The organism is Nocardia sp. NPDC051750, assembly GCF_044453135.1.
In the GTDB taxonomy this organism is placed as follows: domain Bacteria; phylum Actinomycetota; class Actinomycetes; order Mycobacteriales; family Mycobacteriaceae; genus Nocardia.
Map to the genome: position 1 here is coordinate 129,035 of NZ_JBITCK010000003.1, position 24,167 is coordinate 153,201.

General features: G+C 68.6%; 24 protein-coding genes. 20 read left to right on the forward strand and 4 right to left on the reverse strand.

Features of this window, described 5'->3' with window-relative positions:
• Nucleotides 1–28: 28 nt before the first annotated feature.
• The 6 genes from ACIA75_RS14220 to pdxS all read left to right on the forward strand — a co-directional run bounded on the left by ACIA75_RS14220 (nucleotide 29) and on the right by pdxS (nucleotide 5,860).
• Nucleotides 29–622 (forward strand): HIT family protein, encoded by a 594-nt coding sequence (locus ACIA75_RS14220; protein ID WP_397103749.1) that lies wholly within the window; start codon nucleotides 29–31, stop codon nucleotides 620–622.
• 97 nt (nucleotides 623–719) lie between these two features.
• Nucleotides 720–1,388 carry a phosphatidylinositol phosphate synthase gene (pgsA, locus tag ACIA75_RS14225; RefSeq protein WP_397103751.1) on the forward strand — a complete coding sequence of 223 codons (669 nt, stop codon included), beginning with the start codon at nucleotides 720–722 and terminating at the stop codon, nucleotides 1,386–1,388.
• Between the two features lie 17 nt (nucleotides 1,389–1,405).
• Complete coding sequence (locus ACIA75_RS14230; protein WP_397103753.1) at nucleotides 1,406–2,356, forward strand: phosphatidylinositol mannoside acyltransferase; 951 nt, start codon at nucleotides 1,406–1,408, stop codon at nucleotides 2,354–2,356.
• Nucleotides 2,353–3,477 (forward strand): glycosyltransferase family 4 protein, encoded by a 1,125-nt coding sequence (locus tag ACIA75_RS14235; protein WP_397103755.1) that lies wholly within the window; start codon nucleotides 2,353–2,355, stop codon nucleotides 3,475–3,477. The genes ACIA75_RS14230 and ACIA75_RS14235 overlap by 4 nt, the downstream gene beginning before the upstream one ends.
• Nucleotides 3,477–4,523, forward strand: coding sequence for an NUDIX hydrolase (locus ACIA75_RS14240; RefSeq protein ID WP_397105295.1), 1,047 nt, complete (start codon nucleotides 3,477–3,479; stop codon nucleotides 4,521–4,523). The genes ACIA75_RS14235 and ACIA75_RS14240 overlap by 1 nt, the downstream gene beginning before the upstream one ends.
• Nucleotides 4,524–4,939: 416 nt before the next feature.
• Entirely contained in the window at nucleotides 4,940–5,860 is a 921-nt protein-coding gene (gene pdxS, locus ACIA75_RS14245; RefSeq protein ID WP_397103757.1) for a pyridoxal 5'-phosphate synthase lyase subunit PdxS, read from the forward strand.
• Between the two features lie 89 nt (nucleotides 5,861–5,949).
• Here the strand turns inward: pdxS and ACIA75_RS14250 are convergent, their stop codons facing one another.
• Complete coding sequence (locus ACIA75_RS14250; RefSeq protein WP_397103759.1) at nucleotides 5,950–6,561, reverse strand: hypothetical protein; 612 nt, start codon at nucleotides 6,559–6,561, stop codon at nucleotides 5,950–5,952.
• A 95-nt stretch (nucleotides 6,562–6,656) separates the two neighbouring features.
• On the opposite strand from ACIA75_RS14250, the gene ACIA75_RS14255 reads away from it, so the two are divergent.
• The 3 genes from ACIA75_RS14255 (at nucleotide 6,657) to ACIA75_RS14265 (ending at nucleotide 9,287) form a co-directional block, all read left to right on the forward strand.
• Complete coding sequence (locus tag ACIA75_RS14255) at nucleotides 6,657–7,475, forward strand: acyl-CoA thioesterase (protein WP_397103761.1); 819 nt, start codon at nucleotides 6,657–6,659, stop codon at nucleotides 7,473–7,475.
• A 313-nt stretch (nucleotides 7,476–7,788) separates the two neighbouring features.
• Nucleotides 7,789–8,427: a pyridoxal 5'-phosphate synthase glutaminase subunit PdxT gene (gene pdxT, locus ACIA75_RS14260; RefSeq protein ID WP_397105297.1), complete on the forward strand. Its 639-nt coding sequence runs from the start codon at nucleotides 7,789–7,791 to the stop codon at nucleotides 8,425–8,427.
• Nucleotides 8,428–8,531: 104 nt separating this feature from the next.
• Nucleotides 8,532–9,287: a YebC/PmpR family DNA-binding transcriptional regulator gene (locus ACIA75_RS14265; RefSeq protein WP_397103763.1), complete on the forward strand. Its 756-nt coding sequence runs from the start codon at nucleotides 8,532–8,534 to the stop codon at nucleotides 9,285–9,287.
• Nucleotides 9,288–9,379: 92 nt separating this feature from the next.
• Here the strand turns inward: ACIA75_RS14265 and ACIA75_RS14270 are convergent, their stop codons facing one another.
• Nucleotides 9,380–9,874, reverse strand: coding sequence for an SRPBCC family protein (locus ACIA75_RS14270; RefSeq protein ID WP_397103765.1), 495 nt, complete (start codon nucleotides 9,872–9,874; stop codon nucleotides 9,380–9,382).
• Nucleotides 9,871–10,266, reverse strand: a complete 396-nt coding sequence (locus tag ACIA75_RS14275; protein ID WP_397103767.1) for a metalloregulator ArsR/SmtB family transcription factor — start codon at nucleotides 10,264–10,266, stop codon at nucleotides 9,871–9,873. Before ACIA75_RS14275 ends, ACIA75_RS14270 begins: the two co-directional genes overlap by 4 nt.
• A gap of 112 nt (nucleotides 10,267–10,378) precedes the next feature.
• Between ACIA75_RS14275 and ACIA75_RS14280 the strand changes: the two genes are divergently transcribed.
• The 4 genes from ACIA75_RS14280 (at nucleotide 10,379) to ruvB (ending at nucleotide 13,266) form a co-directional block, all read left to right on the forward strand.
• On the forward strand, nucleotides 10,379–10,903 hold the full coding sequence (locus ACIA75_RS14280; protein ID WP_397103769.1) for an O-acetyl-ADP-ribose deacetylase: 525 nt from the start codon (nucleotides 10,379–10,381) through the stop codon (nucleotides 10,901–10,903).
• Between the two features lie 94 nt (nucleotides 10,904–10,997).
• Nucleotides 10,998–11,567, forward strand: a complete 570-nt coding sequence (gene ruvC / locus ACIA75_RS14285; protein ID WP_397105299.1) for a crossover junction endodeoxyribonuclease RuvC — start codon at nucleotides 10,998–11,000, stop codon at nucleotides 11,565–11,567.
• The gene (gene ruvA / locus ACIA75_RS14290) at nucleotides 11,564–12,169 is read left to right on the forward strand and encodes a Holliday junction branch migration protein RuvA (RefSeq protein WP_397103771.1); all 606 of its coding nucleotides are present in this window, start codon (nucleotides 11,564–11,566) and stop codon (nucleotides 12,167–12,169) included. Before ruvC ends, ruvA begins: the two co-directional genes overlap by 4 nt.
• A gap of 8 nt (nucleotides 12,170–12,177) precedes the next feature.
• Nucleotides 12,178–13,266 carry a Holliday junction branch migration DNA helicase RuvB gene (gene ruvB, locus ACIA75_RS14295; RefSeq protein WP_397103773.1) on the forward strand — a complete coding sequence of 363 codons (1,089 nt, stop codon included), beginning with the start codon at nucleotides 12,178–12,180 and terminating at the stop codon, nucleotides 13,264–13,266.
• Nucleotides 13,267–13,319: 53 nt separating this feature from the next.
• Here ruvB and ACIA75_RS14300 read toward each other — a convergent pair whose 3' ends face one another.
• On the reverse strand, nucleotides 13,320–13,580 hold the full coding sequence (locus ACIA75_RS14300) for a DivIVA domain-containing protein (RefSeq protein WP_397103775.1): 261 nt from the start codon (nucleotides 13,578–13,580) through the stop codon (nucleotides 13,320–13,322).
• Nucleotides 13,581–13,767: 187 nt separating this feature from the next.
• Between ACIA75_RS14300 and yajC the strand changes: the two genes are divergently transcribed.
• The 7 genes from yajC to ACIA75_RS14335 all read left to right on the forward strand — a co-directional run bounded on the left by yajC (nucleotide 13,768) and on the right by ACIA75_RS14335 (nucleotide 24,142).
• Nucleotides 13,768–14,157: a preprotein translocase subunit YajC gene (yajC, locus tag ACIA75_RS14305; RefSeq protein WP_397103777.1), complete on the forward strand. Its 390-nt coding sequence runs from the start codon at nucleotides 13,768–13,770 to the stop codon at nucleotides 14,155–14,157.
• Between the two features lie 133 nt (nucleotides 14,158–14,290).
• Nucleotides 14,291–16,135 carry a protein translocase subunit SecD gene (secD, locus tag ACIA75_RS14310; RefSeq protein WP_397103779.1) on the forward strand — a complete coding sequence of 615 codons (1,845 nt, stop codon included), beginning with the start codon at nucleotides 14,291–14,293 and terminating at the stop codon, nucleotides 16,133–16,135.
• A 20-nt stretch (nucleotides 16,136–16,155) separates the two neighbouring features.
• Nucleotides 16,156–17,331 carry a protein translocase subunit SecF gene (gene secF / locus ACIA75_RS14315; protein WP_397105301.1) on the forward strand — a complete coding sequence of 392 codons (1,176 nt, stop codon included), beginning with the start codon at nucleotides 16,156–16,158 and terminating at the stop codon, nucleotides 17,329–17,331.
• Between the two features lie 20 nt (nucleotides 17,332–17,351).
• Nucleotides 17,352–19,037 (forward strand): ABC transporter substrate-binding protein, encoded by a 1,686-nt coding sequence (locus ACIA75_RS14320; protein WP_397103781.1) that lies wholly within the window; start codon nucleotides 17,352–17,354, stop codon nucleotides 19,035–19,037.
• A 28-nt stretch (nucleotides 19,038–19,065) separates the two neighbouring features.
• A complete protein-coding gene (locus tag ACIA75_RS14325) occupies nucleotides 19,066–19,638 on the forward strand; it encodes an adenine phosphoribosyltransferase (RefSeq protein ID WP_397103783.1) in 573 nt (190 codons plus the stop codon).
• Nucleotides 19,639–19,867: 229 nt separating this feature from the next.
• A complete protein-coding gene (locus ACIA75_RS14330; protein WP_397103785.1) occupies nucleotides 19,868–21,391 on the forward strand; it encodes an ATP-binding cassette domain-containing protein in 1,524 nt (507 codons plus the stop codon).
• 357 nt (nucleotides 21,392–21,748) lie between these two features.
• The gene (locus ACIA75_RS14335) at nucleotides 21,749–24,142 is read left to right on the forward strand and encodes a RelA/SpoT family protein (RefSeq protein ID WP_397103787.1); all 2,394 of its coding nucleotides are present in this window, start codon (nucleotides 21,749–21,751) and stop codon (nucleotides 24,140–24,142) included.
• The last annotated feature ends 25 nt before the right edge of the window (nucleotides 24,143–24,167 follow it).

Here is a 24,167-nt window from a genome sequence, read left to right on the forward strand (position 1 = left end):
CCGCCCGGGCGGGGAAAGGGTATGGAGTATGAGTGAGCGCACGGTGCCGGACGGTCTGACCGGCTCGGACGAAACCGGTGTGGCCGGGGAGATCGTGGACCGCGGTGCGGGCGAACCGGATCGGTTGCAGCGATTGTGGACGCCGTACCGGATGTCCTATATCGCCGAAGCTGCCACGGCGGCACCCAAGAGCGCCACCGGTCATCCGTTCACCGATATCCCCACGATGTCCGATGAGGACGGGCTGGTCGTCGCCCGGGGGGAGCAGGTGTACGCGGTGCTGAATCTGTACCCGTACAACCCCGGGCACATGATGGTGGTGCCCTACCGCCGGGTCGCGAACCTGGAGGACCTGACCGCCGCCGAAGCCGCCGAACTGATGGAGTTCACCCAGCGCGCCATCCGGACGATGAAGAAGGTGTCGCGCCCGCACGGCTTCAATGTGGGTCTCAACCTGGGCGGTGTCGCCGGCGGTTCCCTCGCCGACCACCTGCACCAGCACATCGTCCCGCGCTGGGGCGGGGACGCGAATTTCATCACGGTCATCGGCGGGGCGAAGGTCATGCCGCAGTTGCTCCGCGAAACCCGGGCCCTGCTGGCGTCGGCCTGGGAGGAGGCGTAGATGGGCGAGAATTCTCTGCCGGCGCCGATCGGAGCCGACCGGGTGCGGGTGTCCCGCAGGACAGGGCAGGAGGCGTAGTGAGCAGCAGGGGGCGTAGGTGCTGAGCATCTTCGGCCGGGCGACCTTCGCCAAGGCCACCGCACCGCTCGGTAGAGCGCTGGTCGGCACGGGACTCACCCCGGACGCCGTCACCCTGATCGGGACCGCCGCCTCGATCGCCGCCGCCGTCACCCTGTTCCCCAGCGGCCATCTGTTCTGGGGAACCATGGTGATCTGGCTGTTCGTCATGTTCGACATGCTCGACGGCGCGATGGCCCGCGCCCGGGGCGGCGGCACCCGCTACGGCGCCGTGCTCGACGCCACCTGCGACCGAGTCGCCGACGGCGCGATCTTCGGGGGTCTGGCCTGGTGGGCGGTGTACCACGAGCAGAGCAAACCCCTGTTCGTCGTCACCCTGGTGGTTCTGGTGACCTCCCAGGTCATCTCGTACGCGAAGGCCCGCGCCGAGGCCAGCGGGTTGTCCGCCGACGGCGGGCTGATCGAGCGGCCGGACCGGCTGGTGATCGTGCTCGTCGGCGCCGGGCTCACCGGGCTCGGCGGGTACTGGGGGATCGAATGGCTCACGTGGGCAATCCATGTGGCCATGTGGATTCTGGCGGTGCTCAGTATCGTGACCGTCGCCCAGCGGGTATTGGCGGTGCGGAACTCGCCCGGCGCGCGCGAGATCCTCGGGACGCCGCATCCGGGAACGGGGCAGCCGTCGTGAGCGGGTGGCGGTCCGCGATGAGCGACCGCGGTTATGCCGCGGGCTGGCGATTGGTGCGGGCGTTGCCGGATTCGGTGGCGCGTGGGTTGTTCGACCGTGGCGCCGATTTCGCGGCCCGCAAGGGCGGCCCGGCCCAGTTGCGGCGCAACCTGGCCCGGGTGATCGGCACATCGCCCGAAGCGGTGCCCGACGAGCTGATCCGGGCGAGCATGCGGTCCTACGCGCGCTACTGGCGGGAAGCGTTCCGGCTGCCGGCGATGGATCACCGCGAACTGGCGGCTTCCGGGCGAATCGATGTACAAGGGCTCGACAACGTCGACGCCGCCCTGGACCGGGGCCGCGGCCTCGTCTTCGTCCTGCCGCATTCGGGGAACTGGGATATGGCCGGGACCTGGCTGGTGCAGAACTACGGAACGTTCACCACCGTGGCCGAACGGCTGAAACCGGAATCCCTGTTCGAACGGTTCGTCGCCTACCGGGAAAGTCTCGGATTCGAGGTGTTCCCGCTGACCGGCGGTGAACAGCCACCGCTCACCGTGCTGGCGCAGCGACTGCGGCAGAACAAAATCGTCTGTCTGATGGGGGAGCGGGACCTGACCGGTCGCGGCATCCCGGTGACCTTCTTCGGTGAACGCACCTGGATGCCGGCGGGTGCGGCGAAACTCGCGGTCGAAACCGGTGCCGCTCTCATCCCGGTGCACGTCTGGTTCACCGTCGACGACGCCGGCCGCGAGAGCTGGATAGTGGATGCCCAGGAGCCACTGGACGTTTCGGGCGGTATCGCCGCGGCGACCCAGGCGCTGGCCGATCGTTTCGCCGCGAATATCGCCGCCCACCCCGCGGATTGGCATATGTTGCAGCCACTGTGGGAAACGGATCTGTCCGAAGCCCGGCTGGACCGCATCGCGGCCGAACAGGCCCGGCGCGGGACCTCGTCGGTCGATGCCGGTGGAGACCTCGCCGTATGAAAATCGGCATGGTCTGTCCCTACTCGTTCGACGTACCGGGCGGCGTGCAGGCGCATGTGGTGGAGCTGGCGCAGGTTTTCCGTGAGCGCGGCCACAAAGTGAGTGTGCTGGCGCCGGCCTCGGACGGTACCGAACTGCCCGATTTCGTGGTCTCGGCCGGTCGTGCCGTCGCGATCCCGTACAACGGATCGGTGGCCCGGTTGTCCTTCGGGCCGACGGCCTACACCCGGATCCGGAAATGGATCGAAGGCAACGATTTCGATGTGCTGCACATCCACGAACCCAACGCACCGAGCCTGTCGATGCTGGCATTGAAAATCGCCGAGGGACCGATTGTCGCCACCTTCCACACCTCCACCACGAAATCACTGATCCTGTCCACGTTCCAGGGTGTGCTGCGGCCCTATCACGAGAAGATCAGCGGTCGTATCGCCGTCTCGGAACTCGCGCGGCGCTGGCAGGTCGAAGCGCTGGGTTCGGACGCCGTGGAGATCCCCAACGGGGTCGACGTCCAGGCCTTCAGCCGCGCGCCGGTGCTGCCCGGCTATCCGCGCCCGGGCGGAACGGTGCTGTTCCTCGGCCGCTACGACGAACCCCGCAAAGGGATGCAGGTTCTTCTCGGCGCGCTCCCGGCCCTGGTCGCCCGCCACCCCGGCGTGGAGGTCCTGATCGTCGGCCGCGGCGACGAGGAGCGGCTGCGGCGGGAAGCCGGACCGCTGGCCGGGCATCTGCGCTTCCTCGGGCAGGTCTCGGATACGGAGAAGGCGTCGGCCATGCGCAGCGCCGATGTGTACGTGGCGCCGAATCTCGGCGGCGAGAGTTTCGGGATCATCCTGATCGAGGCCATGGCGGCCGGGACCGCGGTCGTGGCCAGCGAACTGGACGCGTTCCGGCGGGTGCTGCGGGACGGCGCGGCCGGGGTCCTGGTCCCGACCGGTGACTCCGCGGCGCTGGCCGGTGCGCTGGACGGGCTGCTCACCGACGAGACGCGCCGGGCGGATCTGGTGCGGACCGCGACCCGGGTGGTCGGGTCCTACGACTGGCCGGTGGTGGCCGAGCAGATCCTGCGGGTCTACGAAACCGTGGTGGTCGGCGAACTGCGGGTCCGGGTGGCCGGATGATCACGTTCTCCGCGACCACCGTCCTGGTTCTCGCGCTGGTCGCCGCGCTCGTCGTCGCGCTGGGGGTGTGGGCGTACTCCACGGCGAACCGGCTGGACCGGCTGCACGTGCGCACCGACCTCGCCTGGCACGCGCTCGAGGCGGCGCTGGCCCGCCGCGCCGTGGTCGCCCGCGCGGTCGCGGTCTCGCTGGGGGGTACGCCGCGCTCCGGCTCGCGGCCGGACGAACTGGCCCCCCGCCTCGTCATCCTCGCCGACCGGGCCGAGCGCACCGGCCGGGACGACCGGGAAACGGTGGAGAACCAACTGGCCGCGACCCTGTCGGCCGTCGATATCGCGCGCCTGCCACCGCAACAGGTGGCCGAACTCGCCGACGCCGAAGCCCGGGTACTGATCGCCCGCCGGTTCCACAACGACGCCGTCCGCGACACGCTGGCGCTGCGTACTCGCCGCCCGGTGCGCTGGCTCCGCCTGGGCGGCACCGCACCCATGCCCACCTACTTCGAGATCGCGGAGCGGGCCACACCCGCCGCGGCGACCGGACTGGACGTGGACACCACCCGGGTGTCGGCCCGGGTCGCGATCCTGGACGAACAGGACCGCATCCTGCTGATCCGCGGCCACGATCCGATGCTCCCGGAGGTCTCGTTCTGGTTCACCGTCGGCGGTGGCGTCGAACCGGGGGAGAGCCTGCGTGCGGCCGCGGTCCGCGAGCTCCACGAGGAAACCGGCCATATCGCCGACCCGTCCGCCCTCCGCGGCCCGCTCTGGCGCCGGGTCGCGATGTTCCCCTTCAACGGCGACCTGATCCGCTCCGAAGAACTCTTCTTCGCACTCCGGGTTCCCGCGTTCGACCCCGAACCGGCCAACCTGACCTACGTGGAACAGCGCTCGATCACCGGCAGCCGCTGGTGCACCCCCGCCGATATCCGTGCCCTGGACGCGTCCGGTGAGACCGTCTACCCGTACCAATTGGACGAACTCCTCGAAGAAGCGGCCCGAGCGGCAGACGGCGACGGCGACCCGGAGGTCCGGTCCATCCGGTAGGTGGCGAGCATGTCCCGCACCTACCGGCCGCGTGTCGGTGTGACGGGTCTCACGGGCGTGATAGCGTCGCACTCGGTTTGGCACATCGAAGTTGTGTCGATTCGGTGTGTGGAGGTGAATACGTGTCCTACATCCTGTTCGATTACCTGCTGCCGATTCTCGGGCCCAGCGCCGCTGAGTACTGGGCGAAGCTGCTGGTCGTCAACCCGATCTGAGTCGGAATTCGAAGCCCCGCCGGGCCGGTGTCGCACCGGTCCGGCGGTGTTTTCCACCGGTCCAGTCGGTCGAGATCGGCGCATAACGCCAGGTGGTTATCAGTCCAGTGGGCTCCGACTGGATATGAAGGCGGTTTCGCGGCCCGCCTAGAATCGTGGTGTTCATCGACGATTTCCCCTGCACCGGACACAGGAGCTGCCGTGACCACGCCCGAGACCACCCAGACCACCGAAGCGACCCGCGAGGCCGGTACCGCCCGCGTGAAGCGCGGTATGGCCGAGATGCTCAAGGGTGGGGTGATCATGGATGTGGTCACCCCGGATCAGGCCAAGATCGCCGAGGACGCCGGCGCCGTCGCGGTGATGGCGCTCGAGCGGGTGCCCGCCGATATTCGCGCGCAGGGCGGCGTCTCGCGGATGAGCGATCCGGACATGATCGACGGGATCATCGAGGCCGTCTCCATCCCGGTGATGGCCAAGGCCCGGATCGGGCATTTCGTGGAGGCACAGATCCTGCAGAGCCTGGGCGTCGACTACATCGACGAATCCGAGGTCCTCACGCCGGCCGACTACGCCAACCACATCGACAAATGGCGGTTCACCGCCCCTTTCGTCTGCGGTGCCACCAACCTCGGTGAGGCGCTGCGCCGGATCACCGAGGGGGCGGCGATGATCCGCTCCAAGGGTGAGGCCGGCACCGGTGATGTCTCCAACGCCACCACCCATATGCGGCAGATCCGCCAGGAGATCGCGCGGCTCGGGTCGCTGCCCGCCGATGAACTCTATGTAGCGGCGAAGGAACTGCAGGCCCCCTACGAACTGGTCCGCGAGGTCGCCGAATCCGGCAAACTGCCGGTCGTGCTGTTCACCGCGGGCGGTATCGCCACCCCGGCCGACGCCGCCATGATGATGCAGCTCGGCGCCGAGGGCGTTTTCGTGGGTTCGGGCATCTTCAAGTCCGGTAACCCCGAGCAGCGGGCCGCCGCGATCGTGAAGGCCACCACCTTCTACGACGACCCGGATGTGCTGGCGAAGGTGTCGCGTGGTCTCGGCGAGGCGATGGTCGGCATCAATGTCGAGGACATCGCCCAGCCGCACCGGCTCGCCGAACGCGGCTGGTGATCACTGCCCGATCCGCCGGGTAGCCGGACGGATCCATGACCGCTGGTTACGCCTGCCGGGATACGCCCGGTAGCGCGTCGGCGGTCAGCTCAGGTGCCGGTCCGCAGGGCGGGCCGGTCCGGGTGGTCCCAGCGCAGGAAGAAATCCGGTTGTTCGGTGTGCTCGCGGTCGTGGGCCAGTAGCGCGGGCACGGTCCACGCGTCCGCTGCGGGTGTTCGACGGCCCAGTGCGGACGCGCTCAGGTCGAGCCGGACGGTCAGGTCGAAGCGCAGGCCGCGGCCCAGCAGCATCGGACCCGCGACGAACAGGATGGTGCCGGGGTCCGCCTGCCGGGTGCGTGCGCGGGCGGACCGGTCGGCGGTCTCGTCCCAGAGCGCGGGTAGCCACCGGCCCTGCGCGCGGAGCGGGTCGAGGACTTCCCGGCGCAGCGCCGCGAAGTCGAACCAGCCGGTGCGATAGGCGGTTTCGTCGCGGCCGAATTCCATTCGCAGCGAGGCCGGCCGGACGAAATCGCGCAACGAGACCAGCTCGGCCGGGCGCCCGTCGGTGCGGATACGGTCGGCGGCCAGCCGGGCGAATTCGAGCGGGCGCGCCGCGTCGGCACCGTCGACGGCGACCAGTTGCCGTTCACCGGAGTCGAGTACCCGGCGGGCCACGGTATCGGCGAGCAGGTCCGGGGTGATCGGTGTGTAGCGCGGCACCGGTTCATCACAGCAGGTCCGGTGCCTGGGCCGGTGACAGGGATTACTTGCCGGTGGACAATGGGAAATCGGACTGTTCGGGATAATCTCAGCGAATGGCGACTATCGAAGAGGCGCTGGAGATCGAACGCCTCGAGCGCGATATCTTCCGCGGTGCGTCCACCAAAACCCAGCTTCCGCGCACCTTCGGCGGACAGGTGGCGGGTCAGGCGCTGGTCGCGGCGGTGCGCACGGTGGAGCCGCGGTTTCAGGTGCATTCCCTGCACGGGTATTTCCTGCGCCCCGGTAACCCGGAAGCGCCGACGGTCTACATGGTGGACCGGATCCGGGAAGGCCGCTCCTTCTGCACCCGCCGGGTCACCGGGGTGCAGGACGGCGACGCGATCTTCACCATGTCCGCGTCGTTCCATATCGGCGACGACGGCCCGTCCCATCAGGACGAGATGGCCGATGTGGCGCCGCCTGACGATCTGCCCGACGCCAAGACCTCCATGGATCCGGAACGCCTGTGGGCGATGCGGGAGTGGGAGCACTGGGATATCCGCCCGGTCCCGCCGGAACAGGTGACCCAGCGGCCCGGGGTGGTGTCCCCGCAGCAGGTGTGGTTCCGGTACCGGCATCCGTTGCCCGACGATCCGCTGTTCCATGTGTGCACGCTCGCCTATATGAGCGATATGACGCTCCTCGGGTCGTCGAAAGTCACTCACCCTGACGAACCCACGCAGAACGCCTCACTGGACCACGCGATGTGGTTTCTGCGCCCGTTCCGTACCGACGACTGGCTGCTGTACGACCAGTCGTCGCCGTCGGCCGGTTTCGGTCGCGCGCTGACCGGCGGGAAGATCTTCGATCGCGGTGGCCGGCTGGTCGCCGCCGTCGTGCAGGAGGGGCTGATCCGCACCCTGCGGGTGTGATCCTCCACAGCACCCTGCCGCTGCTCCGTGCCGAGGAAGGCGCCGAATCCCGCCTGGCGGCCTGCCGCGGGGTGCCGGGGCGGTCCTGCGTAGCTGCGGCCGGGGCGAGAACGGGACCGTCCGGCGCCGGTGCGAACTCTGCGGAGCAGCCGCTGTGCCGGACCCGCAGAGTGACGGCGGACATCCGGTCGGTGGGCCGCGTCGTCGAGCCGGGGCAGGGCCGGGCCGTGCCCCGGCGCAGCGTGACCGCGCGCACATCACCCGGCCTCGTAAGCTCATGCGAGTGAGCAATTCTGCGGTTTCCGAGAATGCGGTGGCCACCCGGCCGGAGGGCGAGGCCGGGCACCGGGCCGACCGGCCCACCATCGGTGTGCTGGCCCTCCAGGGCGATTTCCGCGAGCACATCGCCGTACTGGATCAGTGCGGCGGCGACCCGGTGCTGGTGCGCCGCCCGGCCGAGCTCGCCGCGGTGGACGCGCTGGTGCTGCCCGGCGGTGAATCGACCACCATCAGCAAACTGCTGCAGGTTTTCGAACTGCTCGAGCCACTGCGGAAACGGCTGCGTGACGGGATGCCGGCTTTCGGGTCGTGCGCCGGGATGATTCTGCTGGCCGACGAGGTACTCGATACCCGCCCCGACGCCGAGCACCTGTCCGGTATCGATATGACCGTGCGCCGCAACGCGTTCGGGCGTCAGGTGGATTCGTTCGAAACCGATCTGGAGTTCGCCGGGGTGGCCGGCGGGCCGATGCGCGCGGTGTTCATCCGCGCGCCGTGGGTGGAACGGGCCGGCGACGGGGTCGAGGTGCTGGCCCGGGTGCCCAGCGGGCCCGCCGCGGGCCGGATCGTGGCGGTACGCCAGGGCACTGTGGTGGCGACCTCGTTCCATCCCGAGGTTACCGGTGATCATCGCGTGCACCGCATGTTCGTCGATCTGGTTCGCGACCGCTGAACTGCTCGCGGGGGCGGCCTTGCGAGTAGGGTGGCGGAATTGTCCGCTCGACCAGCCGGTAGCGTGGACCAGCACACCTGCCATCGACCTGAAGGAAGTAGGGAATGAGCGGCCACTCCAAATGGGCCACCACCAAGCACAAGAAGGCGGCGATCGATGCGAAGCGCGGCAAGCTGTTCGCCAAGCTGATCAAGAACATCGAGGTGGCGGCCCGGACCGGCGGTGGCGATCCGGAAGGCAACCCGACCCTGTTCGACGCCATTCAGAAGGCGAAGAAATCCTCGGTCCCCAACGACAATATCGAGCGGGCCCGGAAACGCGGCGGGGGCGAGGAAGCCGGCGGCGCCGACTGGCAGACGATCATGTACGAGGGCTACGGCCCCAACGGCGTCGCCGTGCTGATCGAATGTCTCACCGACAACCGCAACCGGGCGGCGGGCGAGGTCCGGGTCGCGATGACCCGCAACGGCGGCAATATGGCCGATCCGGGATCGGTGGCCTACCTGTTCCATCGCAAGGGCGTCGTCACGCTGGAGAAGAACGGTCTCTCCGAGGACGATGTGCTGATGGCGGTACTCGACGCGGGCGCCGAAGAGGTCAGCGATCTCGGTGAATCGTTCGAGGTCATCAGCGAACCCGGTGATCTGATCGCGGTGCGCTCCGCCCTGCAGGCGGCCGGTATCGATTACGACTCCGCCGAATCCGGCTTCCAGCCGTCGGTGAGCGTCGCGGTCGACGTGGAGGGCGCCCGCAAGGTGTTCAAACTGGTCGACGCGCTGGAGGACAGCGACGATGTCCAGAACGTGTACACCAATGTCGACCTCTCCGACGAAGTACTCGCCGAACTGGACGACGAGTAGGACTCGATGATCCGGTGCGGGTACTGCCCGCACCGGAGTCCGAACCATGTGGCGGCGACCCGGTCGGTGACCGAGTCGCCGCGCACCCGGCGTCAGCCGGCCGGGTTCGCGTAGTAGTCACGCATCGCGGGGTAGTAGTCGTCGAAATCGGGCCGGTCCGCCCCCGTCATGGCCGCGCCGAGGGCGTCCAGGTAGTACTCCCAGCCCGGACCGGCCTCGCCCGCTATCTCCGGCGAGGTCAGGTGGTGGGTGAACACCAGGTCGGTCCGCCCGTCGTGTTCGGTGAGAGTGGCCTCCAGATGCCAGCTACCGTACTCGTCGACGGTACGCAGGGCGAGGTGGCGCGGCGGGGTACAGGCGTCGATCGTGTAGTCGCCCCAGGGTTGTTCCTCTTCGTAGGTCATCTGTACCTGGATCGTGCGGCCCGGTCCGGCTTCGCCCTTCCACGGCCCGAACCACCGGGCGGTGCGCTCGGATTCGGTGATACTGGCCCAGACGTCTTCGATAGGGGCGCGGTAACTGCGGGTGAGGATGAGATCCTGCCCGTTCGGGGTGCTTTCCAGGCGTCCGGTCGGTCGGATGGTCATGCCGAGTTCTCCTTGCTGTCGGTTTCGGGAGGCGCGGGGTGGGTGCCGCGGTGCTCGTGTCCGGTGTCTGCGCGGTGCTCGCGGCGGGTCCGGTAGACCTCGGTGGCCAGTGCGTCCAGCCGGTGTTCCCAGCTCATGGGTGAACCGAGAGCGGCTATCCAGGAACTCAGTTCGCGCAACGGTGCGGTGTCCAGGGAGTAGTACCGCTCTCTGCCCACCAGTTCGTCGTGGACCAGGCCACTCTCGCGCAGTACCCGCAGGTGGCGGCTGATGGCCGGGCGGCTGATCGGAAACCGTGCGGCGATGGCGCCCGCGGTGCTGCGGGATTCGCGCAGTAGGTCCAGGATCTCGCGTCGTACCGGGTCGGCGATCGCCGCCGCTACTTCGTCCACGGCAAAAGAGTAACCAGTAGGTTACGCTTTTGTCCAGGGTAGGGAGATCTCGATCGGGTGAGGGTGCGTGTGCCACCCGGGATGGATCCGGCCGCGGTTGCACAATGACGGCATGGTGTCTGTGACTGTCGTACGCGGAGATATCACCGAGCAGCAGGTCGACGCGGTGGTGAACGCCGCGAACTCCGAACTGCTCGGCGGTGGCGGAGTGGACGGCGCCATCCACCGCCGCGGCGGGCCGGCGATCCTGGCGGAATGCCGGCGGCTGCGGGATACCGAGTATCCGCGTGGACTGCCCACAGGTCAGGCCGTCGCCACCACGGCCGGCGAGCTACCGGCCCGCTGGGTCATCCATACCGTCGGCCCGGTGTGGTCGGCCCGCGGCGACCGCACGGCGCAGCTGGCGCCGCTGCTGGCGTCGTGCTACAGCGAATCCCTGCGCGTCGCCGACGAGCTGGGGGCGCGCACCGTGGCCTTTCCGGCGATCTCCACCGGTGCCTACCGCTGGCCCATGGACGACGCTGCCCGCATCGCCGTCACCACCGTCCGGGAACACCCCACCGCGGTCCAGGAAGTGCGGTTCGTGCTGTACGACGCCACCGCCTACGACATCTTCACCGGCCGGCTGGATCAGTAGCCGGACAAGCGCCGGGGTCCGTGTCACTGGCGCCGGGAAACAGCGGCCTGCACTAGACTTCGAACAATTGTTCGTTCTGGGAAAGGTTGTGCGGGTGCGGGTGATGGGCGTCGACCCCGGGCTCACCCGGTGTGGGCTGAGCATCGTCGACGGGGGAGTGGGGCGCACCGTCCGGGCCGTTGCGGTCGACGTCGTGCGGACCCCGGCCGATATGGATCTCGCCCAGCGGCTGCTGCGGATAGCGGATGCCGCCGAGGAGTGGATGGGCACCCACCGCCCCGAGGTGGTGGCGATCGAACGGGTCTTCGCGCAGCACAATGTGCGTACCGCGATGGGCACCGCGCAGGCCGGCGGTGTGATCGCCCTGGCCGCCGCCCGCCGCGATATCCCGGTGATGTTCCATACTCCCAGTGAGGTGAAGGCCGCCGTCACCGGTAACGGCGGGGCGGACAAGAAACAGGTGACCGCCATGGTCACCCGGATCCTCGGGCTCGCGACGCCACCGAAACCGGCGGATGCCGCCGACGCCCTGGCGCTCGCCATCTGCCACTGCTGGCGGGCGCCGCTGATCGCCCGGATGGCCGCCGCCGAGGCGCTGGCCGAGCGGGCCCGGCGGCAGTACACCGAACGACTGGAACAGCAGCGGAAGGCGGTGCGCGGGTGATCGCGTCCATACGCGGCGAGGTTGTGGAACTCGCCCTCGACCATGTGGTTCTCGAAGCGGCCGGGGTCGGCTATCAGCTCAACGCCACGCCCGCCACACTGGCCGGCCTCACCCGCGGCGAACAGGCCCGCCTCTACACGGCATTGATCGTGCGCGAGGATTCGATGACTCTCTACGGGTTCGCCGATACCGAGGCCCGCGATCTGTTCGGCCTGCTGCAGACGGTATCCGGGGTGGGTCCGCGGCTGGCGATGGCGGTGCTGGCGGTGCTGGAACCCGAAACCTTGCGCAAAGCGCTGGCCGCAGGCGATATCGCGGCACTCACCAGGGTGCCGGGAATCGGTAAACGGGGCGCCGAACGCATGGTCGTGGAGTTGCGGGACAAGGTGAATCTCGTACCCGTCCCAGCCGGTGCACCGGGCACCCCGGTGGCCGCGGTGCACACCCCGGTCCGCGACCAGGTCGTGGAAGCGCTCACCGGACTGGGCTTCCCGCCGAAGCAGGCCGAACCGGCGGTGGACGCGGTACTGGCCGAGAACCCCGGTGCCGACAATTCCACGGCGCTGCGCGCCGCGCTCGGGATCCTGGGCAAGAACCGATAGGCGGTGTTATGGATTACGACGAGTCCCCGGATCAGGAGCAATCCCCGGTCAGCGCCGGCTATCTGCCCTCGGACGGCGATATCGAATCCGGGCTGCGCCCCACCTCACTGGACGGATTCATCGGCCAGCCGCGGGTGCGCGAGCAGCTCGAACTCGTGTTGCGCGGCGCCCGCGCGCGCGGTGGCACCCCGGACCACATCCTGCTGTCCGGGCCGCCCGGCCTGGGCAAGACCAGCCTGGCGATGATCATCGCGAGCGAGCTCGGCACCGCGCTGCGCATCACCTCCGGCCCGGCCCTGGAACGGGCCGGGGATCTGGCCGCCATGCTCAGCAACCTGGTCGCCGGCGATGTGCTGTTCATCGACGAGATCCATCGGATGGCCCGGCCCGCCGAGGAGATGCTGTATCTGGCGATGGAGGATTTCCGGGTCGACGTGGTGGTCGGCAAGGGGCCCGGGGCGACCTCCATACCGCTCGATATCGCCCCGTTCACCCTGGTCGGAGCGACCACCCGATCGGGTGCGCTCACCGGGCCGCTGCGCGACCGGTTCGGGTTCACCGGGCATATGGATTTCTACGAGCCCGCCGAGCTGCTGCTCATCGTGCAACGGTCCGCGCAGATCCTCGGGGTGGATATCGACGCCGACGCGGCCGCCGAGATCGCGGGGCGGTCCCGCGGTACACCGCGTATCGCCAACCGCCTGCTGCGCCGGGTCCGGGATTACGCCGAGGTCCGGGCCGACGGCCGGATCGACGTCCCGGTCGCCCGGGCGGCGCTCGAGGTCTACGACGTCGACGCGCTGGGGCTGGACCGGCTGGACCGGGCGGTGCTGAGCGCCCTGATCCGCGGATTCGGCGGCGGACCGGTCGGTGTTTCCACCCTCGCGGTAGCGGTCGGGGAGGAGGCCACGACCGTGGAGGAGGTGTGTGAACCGTTTCTGGTGCGGGCCGGGATGGTGGCGCGCACCCCGCGTGGCCGGGTCGCCACCGCGGCCGCCTGGATGCACCTCGGCCTGACACCTCCGCCGGACCTCACGTTCGGTGCATTGGAAGTCCGTGGCCGCGAACCCCAGCCCACACTCGACCTGTTCGAGTAGCGGGATCGGGTGCGCATCCGCCTCGCCCCGGCCGGGTTCGAACTGTCCGATTCTCAGCGTCCGAGTGGTGGGAGCCCGAACTCGGCGCGGACCTGTTCCAGGAAGGCGTCGACTTCGTCGGGGTGGTAGCCGCGGTTCAGCCAGGTGCCGCCCGGTCGTAATCCGCTCTGCCACCGGTCGGCGCCGAGCGGGGCCCGCCCGGCCAGGGCCGCGGCGATGTGGTCGAGCAGCTCGTCGACATCGTCCACGCGGTAGCCGCGGCGGCCCCACGGTGCGGTCGCGAAAGTGATGCGGTGCACATCCTCGGGCGTCATGACCCGATTATGGCCGTAACCGGTTGTCCGGCAGGTGCTTCGCCGGGACTGTGACGCCGCCCACCGGGCGCGGCCGCGGCAGCCGGAGAACCCTTTTCCGGCGTGCGGGTGTGGCGCCGGGCGAACGAACTGGCAGACTGTGGGCGTACCTGCCCCCTCACCCCCAGATCAGGAACTGACTTCCACCATGGAATCGCTGCTGTTTCCGCTTCTACTGGCCGGCCTGCTGGCTTTTATGTTCCTCGGCATGCGCCGCCAGAAAAAAGAGGCCGACAAGGTCACCCAGATGCAGAACAACCTGAAGATCGGTGACCAGGTCGTCACGACTTCGGGGCTGTACGGCACCGTGGTCGAGGTCGACGACACCACCGTCGATCTGGAAATCGCCGAGGAGGTCGTGACCACCTGGTTGCGGCTGGCGATCCGTGAGGTACGCGCCGACGCCGAGGTCGCCGACGAGAGCACCGGCGACGACGTGACCGTCGAGTCCGCCGACGCACCAGCAGGGGACGAGACCGCCGCGCCCGCCGCGGAGGAAACCCCCGAGCAGACCGCGACCCGGCTGACCAAGGACTGAATACCACGGCCCCGGCCACCGGACCGGTTGTCCCGGGTGACCGGTGGCGCCGTCGTGTGCTGCCCGCTGCTCGACCCGGGCGCGCCCGTCCCGGCCGTTCCACCCAGAACTTCCGCCTAGGAGATGACGACCTGTGCCACCGTCCCAGGGATCGGCGCATCAACTCCGCTGGCTCGCTCTTTTCGGCGTGCTGGTGGCAGCGATCTACGCGCTGGTGTTCTTCACCGGTGACAAATCACCGACGCCCAAACTCGGCATCGACCTGCAGGGTGGTACCCGGGTCACGCTGACCGCCCGGACCCCGGACGGTAACCGGCCCAGCCAGGACAGCTTGTCCAAGGCGCAGCAGATCATCGAGAATCGCGTGAACGGGCTCGGTGTCTCCGGCTCCGAGGTCGTGATCGACGGGGACAACCTGGTGATCACGGTCCCCGGGGACGACAGTCAGCAGGCGCGAACGCTGGCGACGACCGCGAAGCTCTACATCCGCCCGGTCCTGCAGGCGGCTCCCGCACCCGGCACCCAGGCGGCGCAGCAGGCTCCGGCCCCCGGGCAGCCCGCCGTACCGGCCGCACCCACGCAGCCCGCGCCGGCCGAAGGAACGCCGCCGGCAGGCGACGGTGCGGGCGCACCGGCCGCACCGGAGCAGCCCGCACCGGAAGCCCCGGCCACAGCGCCGGCCCCGGAGACTCCCGCCGCCGCGGCGCCGGTTTCCGCCGAGGATCTGGAGGTCCGCCCCGCGCAGGCTCCCGGGACTCCGCTGCCCGAGCCGCCCGCCCCGGCCGAGCCTGCTCCGGTTCCCGCCCCGGGGGAGACCACCCCGGCACCGGGTGAGCCGGCTCCGGCCGACGAATCGCTGAGCCCGCAGGAGCGGGCCCAGCAGGAGATCGAGGCGTCCAAAGCGCTGCGGCAGAGCACTGATCCGACCATGCAACAGCTGGCCATGTCCACGATGGACTGCGCCGCCGCCGACCCGCTGGCCGGTAACGATGATCCGAACCTGCCGCTGGTCACCTGTTCCACCGACGGCACCGAGGTCTTCCTGCTCGACAAGAGCCGGATCGACGGCCAGGAGATCGCCGACGCCAGCTCCGGCTTCAACACCGAACAGTCGCGCCACGAGATCTCGCTCGAATTCAAATCCGGCGGCAGCGATGCCTGGGCCTCGCTCACCGGCGAGTACGTGCAGCAGCGGGTCGCGTTCGTGCTCGATTCGGAAGTGGTCAGCGCCCCGGTGGTGCAGCAGGGACCGCAGCTCGGCGGCCGGACCCAGATCTCGGGTAATTTCACCGCCTCGAGCGCACAGGATCTGGCGAATACGCTGAAGTATGGTTCGCTGCCGCTGTCGTTCCAGACCTCCGAAGCCGAGACCGTGTCGGCGACGCTGGGGCTGACCTCGCTGCGCGCAGGCCTGATCGCCGGCGCGGTCGGTCTGGCCGTGGTGCTGCTGTACTGCCTGGTCTACTACCGGATGCTGGGTTTCCTCACCGCACTGTCGCTGGTCGGGTCGGGTATCGCGGTCTACGGGATCATGGTGCTGCTCGGCCGCTGGATCGGCTTCACCCTGGATCTCGCGGGTATCGCGGGTCTGATCATCGGTATCGGGATGACCGCCGACTCGTTCGTGGTGTTCTTCGAACGCATCAAGGACGAGATACGCGAGGGACGAAGTTTCCGGTCCGCCGTACCCCGCGGCTGGCAGCGCGCCCGAAAGACCATCCTGTCCGGTAACGCCGTCAGTTTCATCGCCGCGGCCGTGCTCTATGTGCTGGCTGTCGGGCAGGTGCGCGGGTTCGCCTTCACGCTCGGCCTGACCACCGTTCTCGATGTCGTGGTGGTGTTCCTGGTGACGGCGCCGCTGGTGCAGATCGCCGCCCGCTCCACCTTCTGGGCCAAACCCTCGGTGAACGGGCTCGGCGCGATGCAGCAGCTCGCCCGTGAACGCAAGGCGGCCGAGGCCGCGGTCGGGAAGGCGTGACGATGAACAGTCCCGTGACCATGGACAAGGACACGTCGCCGGGGCGTTCCGGCGCCCGGCGCAGCTGGATGAACCGCCTGTACACCGGTACCGGCGTTCTCGACGTTGTCGGAAACCGCCGCCGCTGGTACATGATCACCGCGGTGATCGTGCTGATCTGCCTGCTCAGTATGGCGGTGCGCGGTTTCACCTTCGGTATCGATTTCGTCGGCGGGTCCCGGATCCAGCTGCCCGCCGGTGGCGCCACCACCGAGCAGGTGGAGACGGTGTACTCCGATGTGATCGGCTCGGAACCCGAATCGGTGCAGACCGTCGGCACCGGCGACAGCGCGACCATCCTGATCCGCTCGGAGACGCTGAGCGCCGACGAACTCGGTGCGCTGCAGTCGGCGTTGTTCGAGGAGTTCCAGCCGACCGACGACAGTGGCCAGCCGAGCCGCAACGCGATCAGCGCCTCCGATGTCAGCGAGACCTGGGGCGGCCAGATCACCCGGCAGGCGCTGATCGCGCTGGTGGTGTTCCTGGTGATCGTGAGCGTCTACATCGGGTTCCGCTACGAACGCGATATGGCCATCGCGGCGCTGGCGGCGCTCGTCTTCGACATGCTGGTGACTGCGGGTGTCTACTCGCTGGTCGGGTTCGAGGTGACGCCGGCGATGGTGATCGGCATGCTCACCATTCTGGGTTTCTCCCTCTACGACTCGGTGGTCGTCTTCGACAAGGTCGAGGAGAACACCCGCGGGGTGCTGCACACCCACCGGCGGACCTACGGCGAGCAAGCCAACCTGGCGATCAATCAGACATTGATGCGCTCGATCAACACCACATTGATCGGTGCGCTGCCAATTATCGGGCTCATGGTGATCGCGGTGTGGATGCTCGGTGTCGGCACCCTCCAGGATCTCGCGCTGGTACAGCTGGTCGGCACGGTGGTCGGCGCCTACTCGTCGATCTTCTTCGCCACCCCGCTACTGGTATCGATCAAGGAACGCTGGGGTCCGGTCGCCGCGCACACCAAGCGGGTGCAGGCCCGGCGGGCCGGTCAGGCTCCGGCGCCGGAACGGTCCGCCGCGGCGCCACGGCGCCGTCCCGGCGCGGCCGGCGGGGACCGCACCGCACAGACTCCACGCAGTACAGGCTCCGCCGGGCCCGTGCCCGGCGCGCGCCCCACCGGTAAACGACAGAGGCGGCACTGACAGACGAGGGGTACGGTTCGATGCGACTGCCATATCTGCGCCGGACGATCGCGCTGCTCGCGGCCACCACCGCGGCCGCCGGGTTCGTGGCGGGATGCTCCAGCGGGGACCAGGTTCCGTCGATCGGATACGCCGTGGACACCGCGGTCGCCAGCTACAACGGCGGCACGACGGTGGGCGCGGCCTCGGCGCAGGCGGTATTCGGCCGGGTGCTGACCGGGTTCTACTACACCGGACCCGACGGTCAGCCGGTCGCGGATACCGATACTGGCACCGCCAAGGAAGTGCCGGGTGAAGCGCAGACGATCCAGTACCGGTTCAACCCCCAGGGCGTTTATTCGGACGGTGTGCCCACCTCCTGCGACGATCTGGTGTTCACCTGGGCCGCCCGCAGTGGCCGGCTCCCGGGTGCCGATTCGGCGAGTCGAGCGGGCTACGAGGATATCGAGCGGGTGGAATGCCAGCCGGGATCCAAGGACGGCACCGTCGTGTTCCGGCCCGGACGCCGCTACCTGCCCTGGCGCACCCTGTTCGGCGCCGGTGAGCTGATGCCCGCCCATGTGGCGGCGCAGGCGGCGAATGTTCCCGATATCGTCGCGGCCGTCCAGACCGAGGACGGTGCCGCGCTGGGCCGGCTCGCCGAGTTCTGGAACACCGGCTGGAATCTGGCGCCCGGCGAACTGGATATCACCCGGTTCCCGTCGTCCGGCCCGTACCGGATCGAATCATTCGGTCTGGAGGACGGCCTGGTACTGGTCGCCAACGAACGGTGGTGGGGTCGCGCGCCGGCCACCGGCCGGATCGTGGTCTACCCCAAACCTTCCGATCTCGCCGCCCGGATCGGAGACGGTTCGGCCGCGGTAGTGGATATCGGGTCGGGGTCGCTGCCCGAGACGAATCTGGATGCCTTCTCCGTCCAGCAGTTGCCCAGCCGGGGCACCGAACAGTTGGTGCTCAATACCGGCGGCGTGTTCGGATCGGCCGCCGCGCGCCGCGCGTTCGCTCTGTGCGTACCGCGGCAGGCGCTGTTCGACCGGCTCGGCCGGGTCACCGATGCACCGGAGGCCGGGTTGGGTGCCGGGCTGTCGAATTCCCGGACGCTCCAGCAGGATTCGCTCTTCTACCCCGCCGCGACCGGCGCCGCCGGCCCGTTCGCCGGCGGCGATATCGCGGGTGCTCAGGCGGCACTGGCCGATGCCGGCAAAGACGGATTGGTTGTGCGGGTCGGCTATCTGGCTCCCGATGCCCGGCGCGCGCAGACCGTGTCGATGATCGCGGATACATGCAAGGCGGCGGGAATTACCGTCCAGGACACGAGTACGCCCGATTTCACCCCGGCGCAGCTGCGCGACGGTGCGGTAGACGCGGTCCTCGGTGGTCCGGGGGGAGCCCCGGGGCCGGCCGGTTCGCTCGACGGTATCGCCGCGATCGACGGGCTGCGCAGTGGAAGCGGACTCAATGCCGGGCAGTTCCACAACAGCCGCTACGACTCGATCACCGATCAGCTGGCGGCCGAAGACAATTCGACGAATCAGCTGAATCTGCTCACCGAGGCAGAGAACCTGCTGTGGGCGCAGCTGCCGAGTGTCCCGTTGTTCGCCACGCCGCGGACCATCGCGTTCGCCGGTGGTCTGCGCAACGCCATCGCGGGACCCACCAGGGCCGGATCCGGCTGGAATATGGACCAGTGGGTGCTGGAGCGATGAACCGGGCGTCGATGAGGGAGATGTGCCGATGAGCAAGCATGCGGCGGCGGAGCCCGCTGACGGGGTCGCCGACGGCAGCGGCCGGGCTGCGGACCTCGTCCGGCGCTACACCCGCTGGGCCGACGACTTCCCGGAACCGGGTATCCGGTTCGCCGACCTCACCCCGGTGTTCGCCGATCCGGAGGGTTTCCGGACCGTGGTCGACTGCCTGGCCGCCCTCGTCCCGGATGCGGATCTGGTCGCCGGTGTGGATGCCCGTGGATTCCTCCTCGGGGCCGCGGTCGCGAACACCCTGGGCACCGGCGTGCTCGCTGTTCGTAAACGCGGCAAGCTGCCACCGCCGGTGATCACCCGGGAGTACCAGCTCGAATACGGAACGGCGGCGCTGGAGGTGCCCGCCACGGGTGTGGACCTGGCGGGGCGCCGGGTGTTGTTGCTCGACGATGTGCTGGCCACCGGCGGCACCCTGGCCGCGGCCGCGGATCTGTTCGCGACGGCCGGTGCGCACGTGGTGGCCGCGGCCGTCGTGCTGGAACTCGAGGCTCTGGGCGGGCGTGCCCGCCAGGGGGACTACCCGGTGACCTCGATCATCACCGTCTGACCCCGTGATGTGCTGTGACGCCCGGCAGAAAATCCTGGCGTCACCACCCGAGCTGGTGTAGCCTCGTCGAGGTCTTGTTCCCGGGGATCGGAGTTGCCGTTGCTCTCATGAGGTAGTCGCTCATGCGGCCCGCATTCTGCGCGTCGCGTTCGTATCGATACCTCCAGGGGCAGCCGTGGCCACTATTTCTCTTTCCGATCTCTGTTTTTCCTGGCCGGATGGAACTCCGGTGTTCGATGGGCTCGACGCCGTTCTCGGACCCGGTCATATCGGTGTCGTCGGCTCGAACGGGGCCGGGAAGTCCACCCTCCTGCGATTGCTGACGCGGGAACTGCGTCCGGCGCGGGGTTCGATCACCGTGACCGGTCGGCTCGGATATCTGCGCCAGGACCTCGGTCTGGCCGTGGGGCAGCGGGTCGACACGGTGCTCGGGATCGACGGCGTGCGAAAAGCGCTGCACCGCATCGAATCCGGCATCGGTGGCGAAGCCGATTTCGAACTCGTCGGAACACAGTGGGATGTCGAGGAACGCGCGGTGGCCCTGCTGGGCCGGCTCGGGCTGGACCATCTCGCCGGCTCGGCCGACCACCTGGACCGCCGCCTGGAGACATTGTCGGGCGGCGAGACCGTACTGCTCGGCCTGGTCGCCGAACTACTCCGCGAGCCCGAGATACTGCTGCTCGACGAACCCACCAACAACCTCGATTCGGCGGCCCGAGCCCGGCTCTACGATGTCGTCGCGCAGTTCGGCGGGACGGTGCTGGTGATCAGCCACGATCGTGAGCTGCTGGAACGGATGAGTGCCATCGCCGAACTCCGGGGCGGCCGGTTGCGGTTGTTCGGCGGCACCTACAGCGACTACGAGCGGATCGTCGAGCAGGAACAGGAGGCGGCCCGGGCGGCGATCCGTGACGCCCGCGGCGATGTCCGTAAACAGTCCCGGGAGCTGGTGGAGGCCCGGATCAAACTCGACCGCCGGCAGCGCTACGGGCAGAAGATGTACGAGAACAAACGCGAACCGAAGATCGTGATGGGGCAGCGGAAACGGCAGGCCGAGGTGTCGGCGGGCAAACTGCGCAACAGCCATATCGAGAAGGTTCAGGACGCGAAGGAGCGGCTGGAACAGGCCGAAGAGTTGCTGCGCGACGACCGGGAGATCCGCGTCGATCTGCCGGATACCCGCCTGTATCCGGGGCAGGAGGTGATCGCACTGGAGGCGGTGACACTGGCCAACGGCCCGGTGGTCTCGCTGGCGGTGGACGGGCCCGAACGGCTGGCGCTCACCGGGCGCAACGGGGCGGGAAAAACCACCCTGCTGCGGCGGATCACCGCCGAACCACCGCGGGTGCCGTGGCGGATGCTGCCGCAGCGGCTCGATATCTTCGCCGAGCATCGCAGTGTCTTCGACAATGTCGCGGCGGGTGCCCCGCATGCCGAACCGGAACGGATCCGCGCCCAGCTCGCGCGCTTCCTGTTCCGCGGCGCCGCGGCCGACGTCCCGGCGGCGGCGCTCTCCGGTGGGGAGCGCCTGCGGGCGGCGCTGGCGATGCTGCTGCTCGCCGAGCCGGCGCCCAAACTGCTGATCCTCGACGAACCCACCAACAATCTGGACCTCGTCAGCCTCGGGCATCTCACCCAGGCGCTGGCGGCGTTCCAGGGCGCGCTGCTGGTGGTGAGCCACGATCCACGTTTCCTGGCCGAAATCGGGATCACCCGGCAAGTCGAACTGACACCGGACGGGCTCACCGCATGAGCGCGTCGGGCCCGGAGGCGCAGCGGAGCGTAACCACGCAGGGCCCGCGCTCGTGCGCCATGGATACCGCATGAGCGCGTCGGGCCCGGAGGCGGTAGTGCGATACCTTCGCCGGCGCTGCGGCCTCCGCGGCCGGGATGCGGACCGATCGCAGGGCCCCGTTCATGCTGCGCCCAGCCTGAACATAAACCCGCCCGCACCAGGAACGCGGAGGTCGAATACGGTGTTATACCGGGTGGACAGGCGTATCGATAGATGTCGATGGTGTTGCTGTGGGCTTTCCCGTAGTGCTGCGGGGGCTAAAGTTGGTGGTCTGAAGCGTTGCGGTGTTCCGCCGCGGCATGGAGAGGTGGTGGCATGACTCAGCATCTGGGCGAGGCGAATGTCGGGCAGACATCGGGATCGCCGTCCAACGGTGCCGGGGCCCCCGCCTCCCCAGCGAACGCGCGTCCCGGTGCCGCCGCCGATCCGGAAGCCCGCCAGTCGGGCGCGGTCCCCAGTTCGGCCTCCCGGCGGGTGCGGGCGCGGCTGGCCCGGCGGATGACCGGTCAACGGGGGATTCCCGCGGTGAAACCGGTGCTGGAGCCCTTGGCGACGGTGCACCGGGAGCTGTATCCGAAGGCGAACCTGACCCAGTTGCAGCGAGCCTTCGATGTTGCCGACGAACGTCATGCCACCCAGTTCCGGAAATCCGGCGACCCCTACATCACCCATCCGCTGGCCGTCGCGAATATTCTCGCCGAACTGGGGATGGATACCACCACCCTGGTGGCGGCCCTGTTGCACGACACCGTCGAGGACACCGGGTACACGCTGGAACAGCTGACCGCCGAATTCGGGCCCGAGGTCGCCCACCTGGTCGACGGTGTCACCAAACTCGACAAGGTGAATCTGGGTGCGGCTGCGGAGGCCGAGACCATCCGCAAGATGATCATCGCGATGGCCCGTGACCCGCGCGTGCTGGTGATCAAGGTGGCCGACCGGCTGCACAATATGCGGACCATGCGGTTCCTGCCGCCGGAGAAACAGGCCAAGAAGGCCCGCGAAACCCTCGAGGTGATCGCGCCGCTGGCGCACCGGCTGGGTATGGCCACCGTCAAATGGGAGCTCGAGGATCTCGCGTTCGCGATCCTGCATCCCAAGAAATACGACGAGATCGTTCGTTTGGTCGCCGATCGGGCACCGTCACGTGACACGTACCTTGCGAAGGTGCGCGCCGAAATCGTCAACACGCTGGCCGCGTCCCGGATCCCCGCGACCGTGGAGGGTCGCCCCAAGCACTACTGGTCGATCTATCAGAAGATGATCGTCAAGGGCAAGGACTTCGACGATATCCACGATCTGGTGGGTATCCGCATCCTCTGCGACGAGGTCCGCGACTGCTATGCCGCCGTCGGCGTGGTGCACTCGCTGTGGCAGCCCATGGCCGGCCGGTTCAAGGATTACATCGCCCAGCCCCGGTACGGGGTGTACCAGTCGCTGCACACCACCGTGGTGGGCCCGGACGGTAAACCCCTCGAGGTGCAGATCCGCACCCACGATATGCACCGCACCGCCGAATTCGGGATCGCCGCGCACTGGCGCTACAAGGAGACCAAGGGCCGCCACTCCGGTGACGCCGCCGAGGTCGACGATATGGCGTGGATGCGGCAGCTGCTCGACTGGCAGCGGGAGGCCGCGGATCCGGCCGAGTTCCTGGAATCGCTGCGGTTCGACCTCAAGGCACCGGAGATCTTCGTCTTCACCCCGAAGGGTGATGTGATCACGCTGCCGCAGAAGTCCACGCCGGTGGATTTCGCCTACGCGGTGCATACCGAGGTAGGCCACAAATGCATCGGCGCCCGGGTGAACGGCCGGCTGGTCGCCTTGGAACGGCAGCTGGAGAACGGTGAGGTCGTCGAGGTCTTCACCTCCAAAGCCCCCAATGCCGGGCCCAGTCGCGATTGGCAGGGCTTCGTGGTCTCTCCGCGCGCCAAGGCCAAGATCCGGCAGTGGTTCGCCAAGGAACGCCGGGAAGAGGCGCTGGAGAACGGCAAGGAGCAGATCAACAAGGAGGTCAAGCGCGTCGGGCTGCCGCTGCAGCGGCTGATGAACGTCGACGCGATGACTGCCGTGGCGCACGAACTGCACTACGGCGATATCTCCACGCTCTACACCGCGGTCGGCGAACATCAGGTCTCCGCGCACCATGTCGTGCAGCGGCTCATGGCGCAGCTGGGCGGCATCGGCGATGTGGAGAACGAACTCGCCGAGCGCTCCACCCCGTCCACCACACCGCCGCGGCAGCGGCTCAGCGGGGACGCCGGAGTGCTGATTCCCGGTGCCGAGGGCACCGTGGCGAAACTGGCCAAATGCTGCACCCCGGTTCCGGGTGACGAGATCCTGGGCTTCGTCACTCGTGGTGGCTCGGTGAGTGTGCACCGGGTGGACTGCACCAATGCCGATTCGCTGCAGGAACAGTCGGAACGCATCATCGATGTGGAATGGGCGCCGTCCCCACATTCGGTGTTCCTGGTGGCGATTCAGATCGAGGCGTTGGATCGCACCCGGCTGCTGTCCGATGTCACCAAGGTCCTGGCCGACGAGAAGGTCAATATCCTGTCCGCGTCGGTGGCCACCCACGGCGACCGGGTGGCGATCAGCAAATTCACCTTCGAGATGGGTGATCCGAAGCATCTGGGCCACTTGCTGAATGTTGTCCGGAACGTCGAAGGCGTCTACGACGTGTACCGCGTGACGTCCGCCGCCTGAGCGGATCTCCACCGCCGGGCGCGTT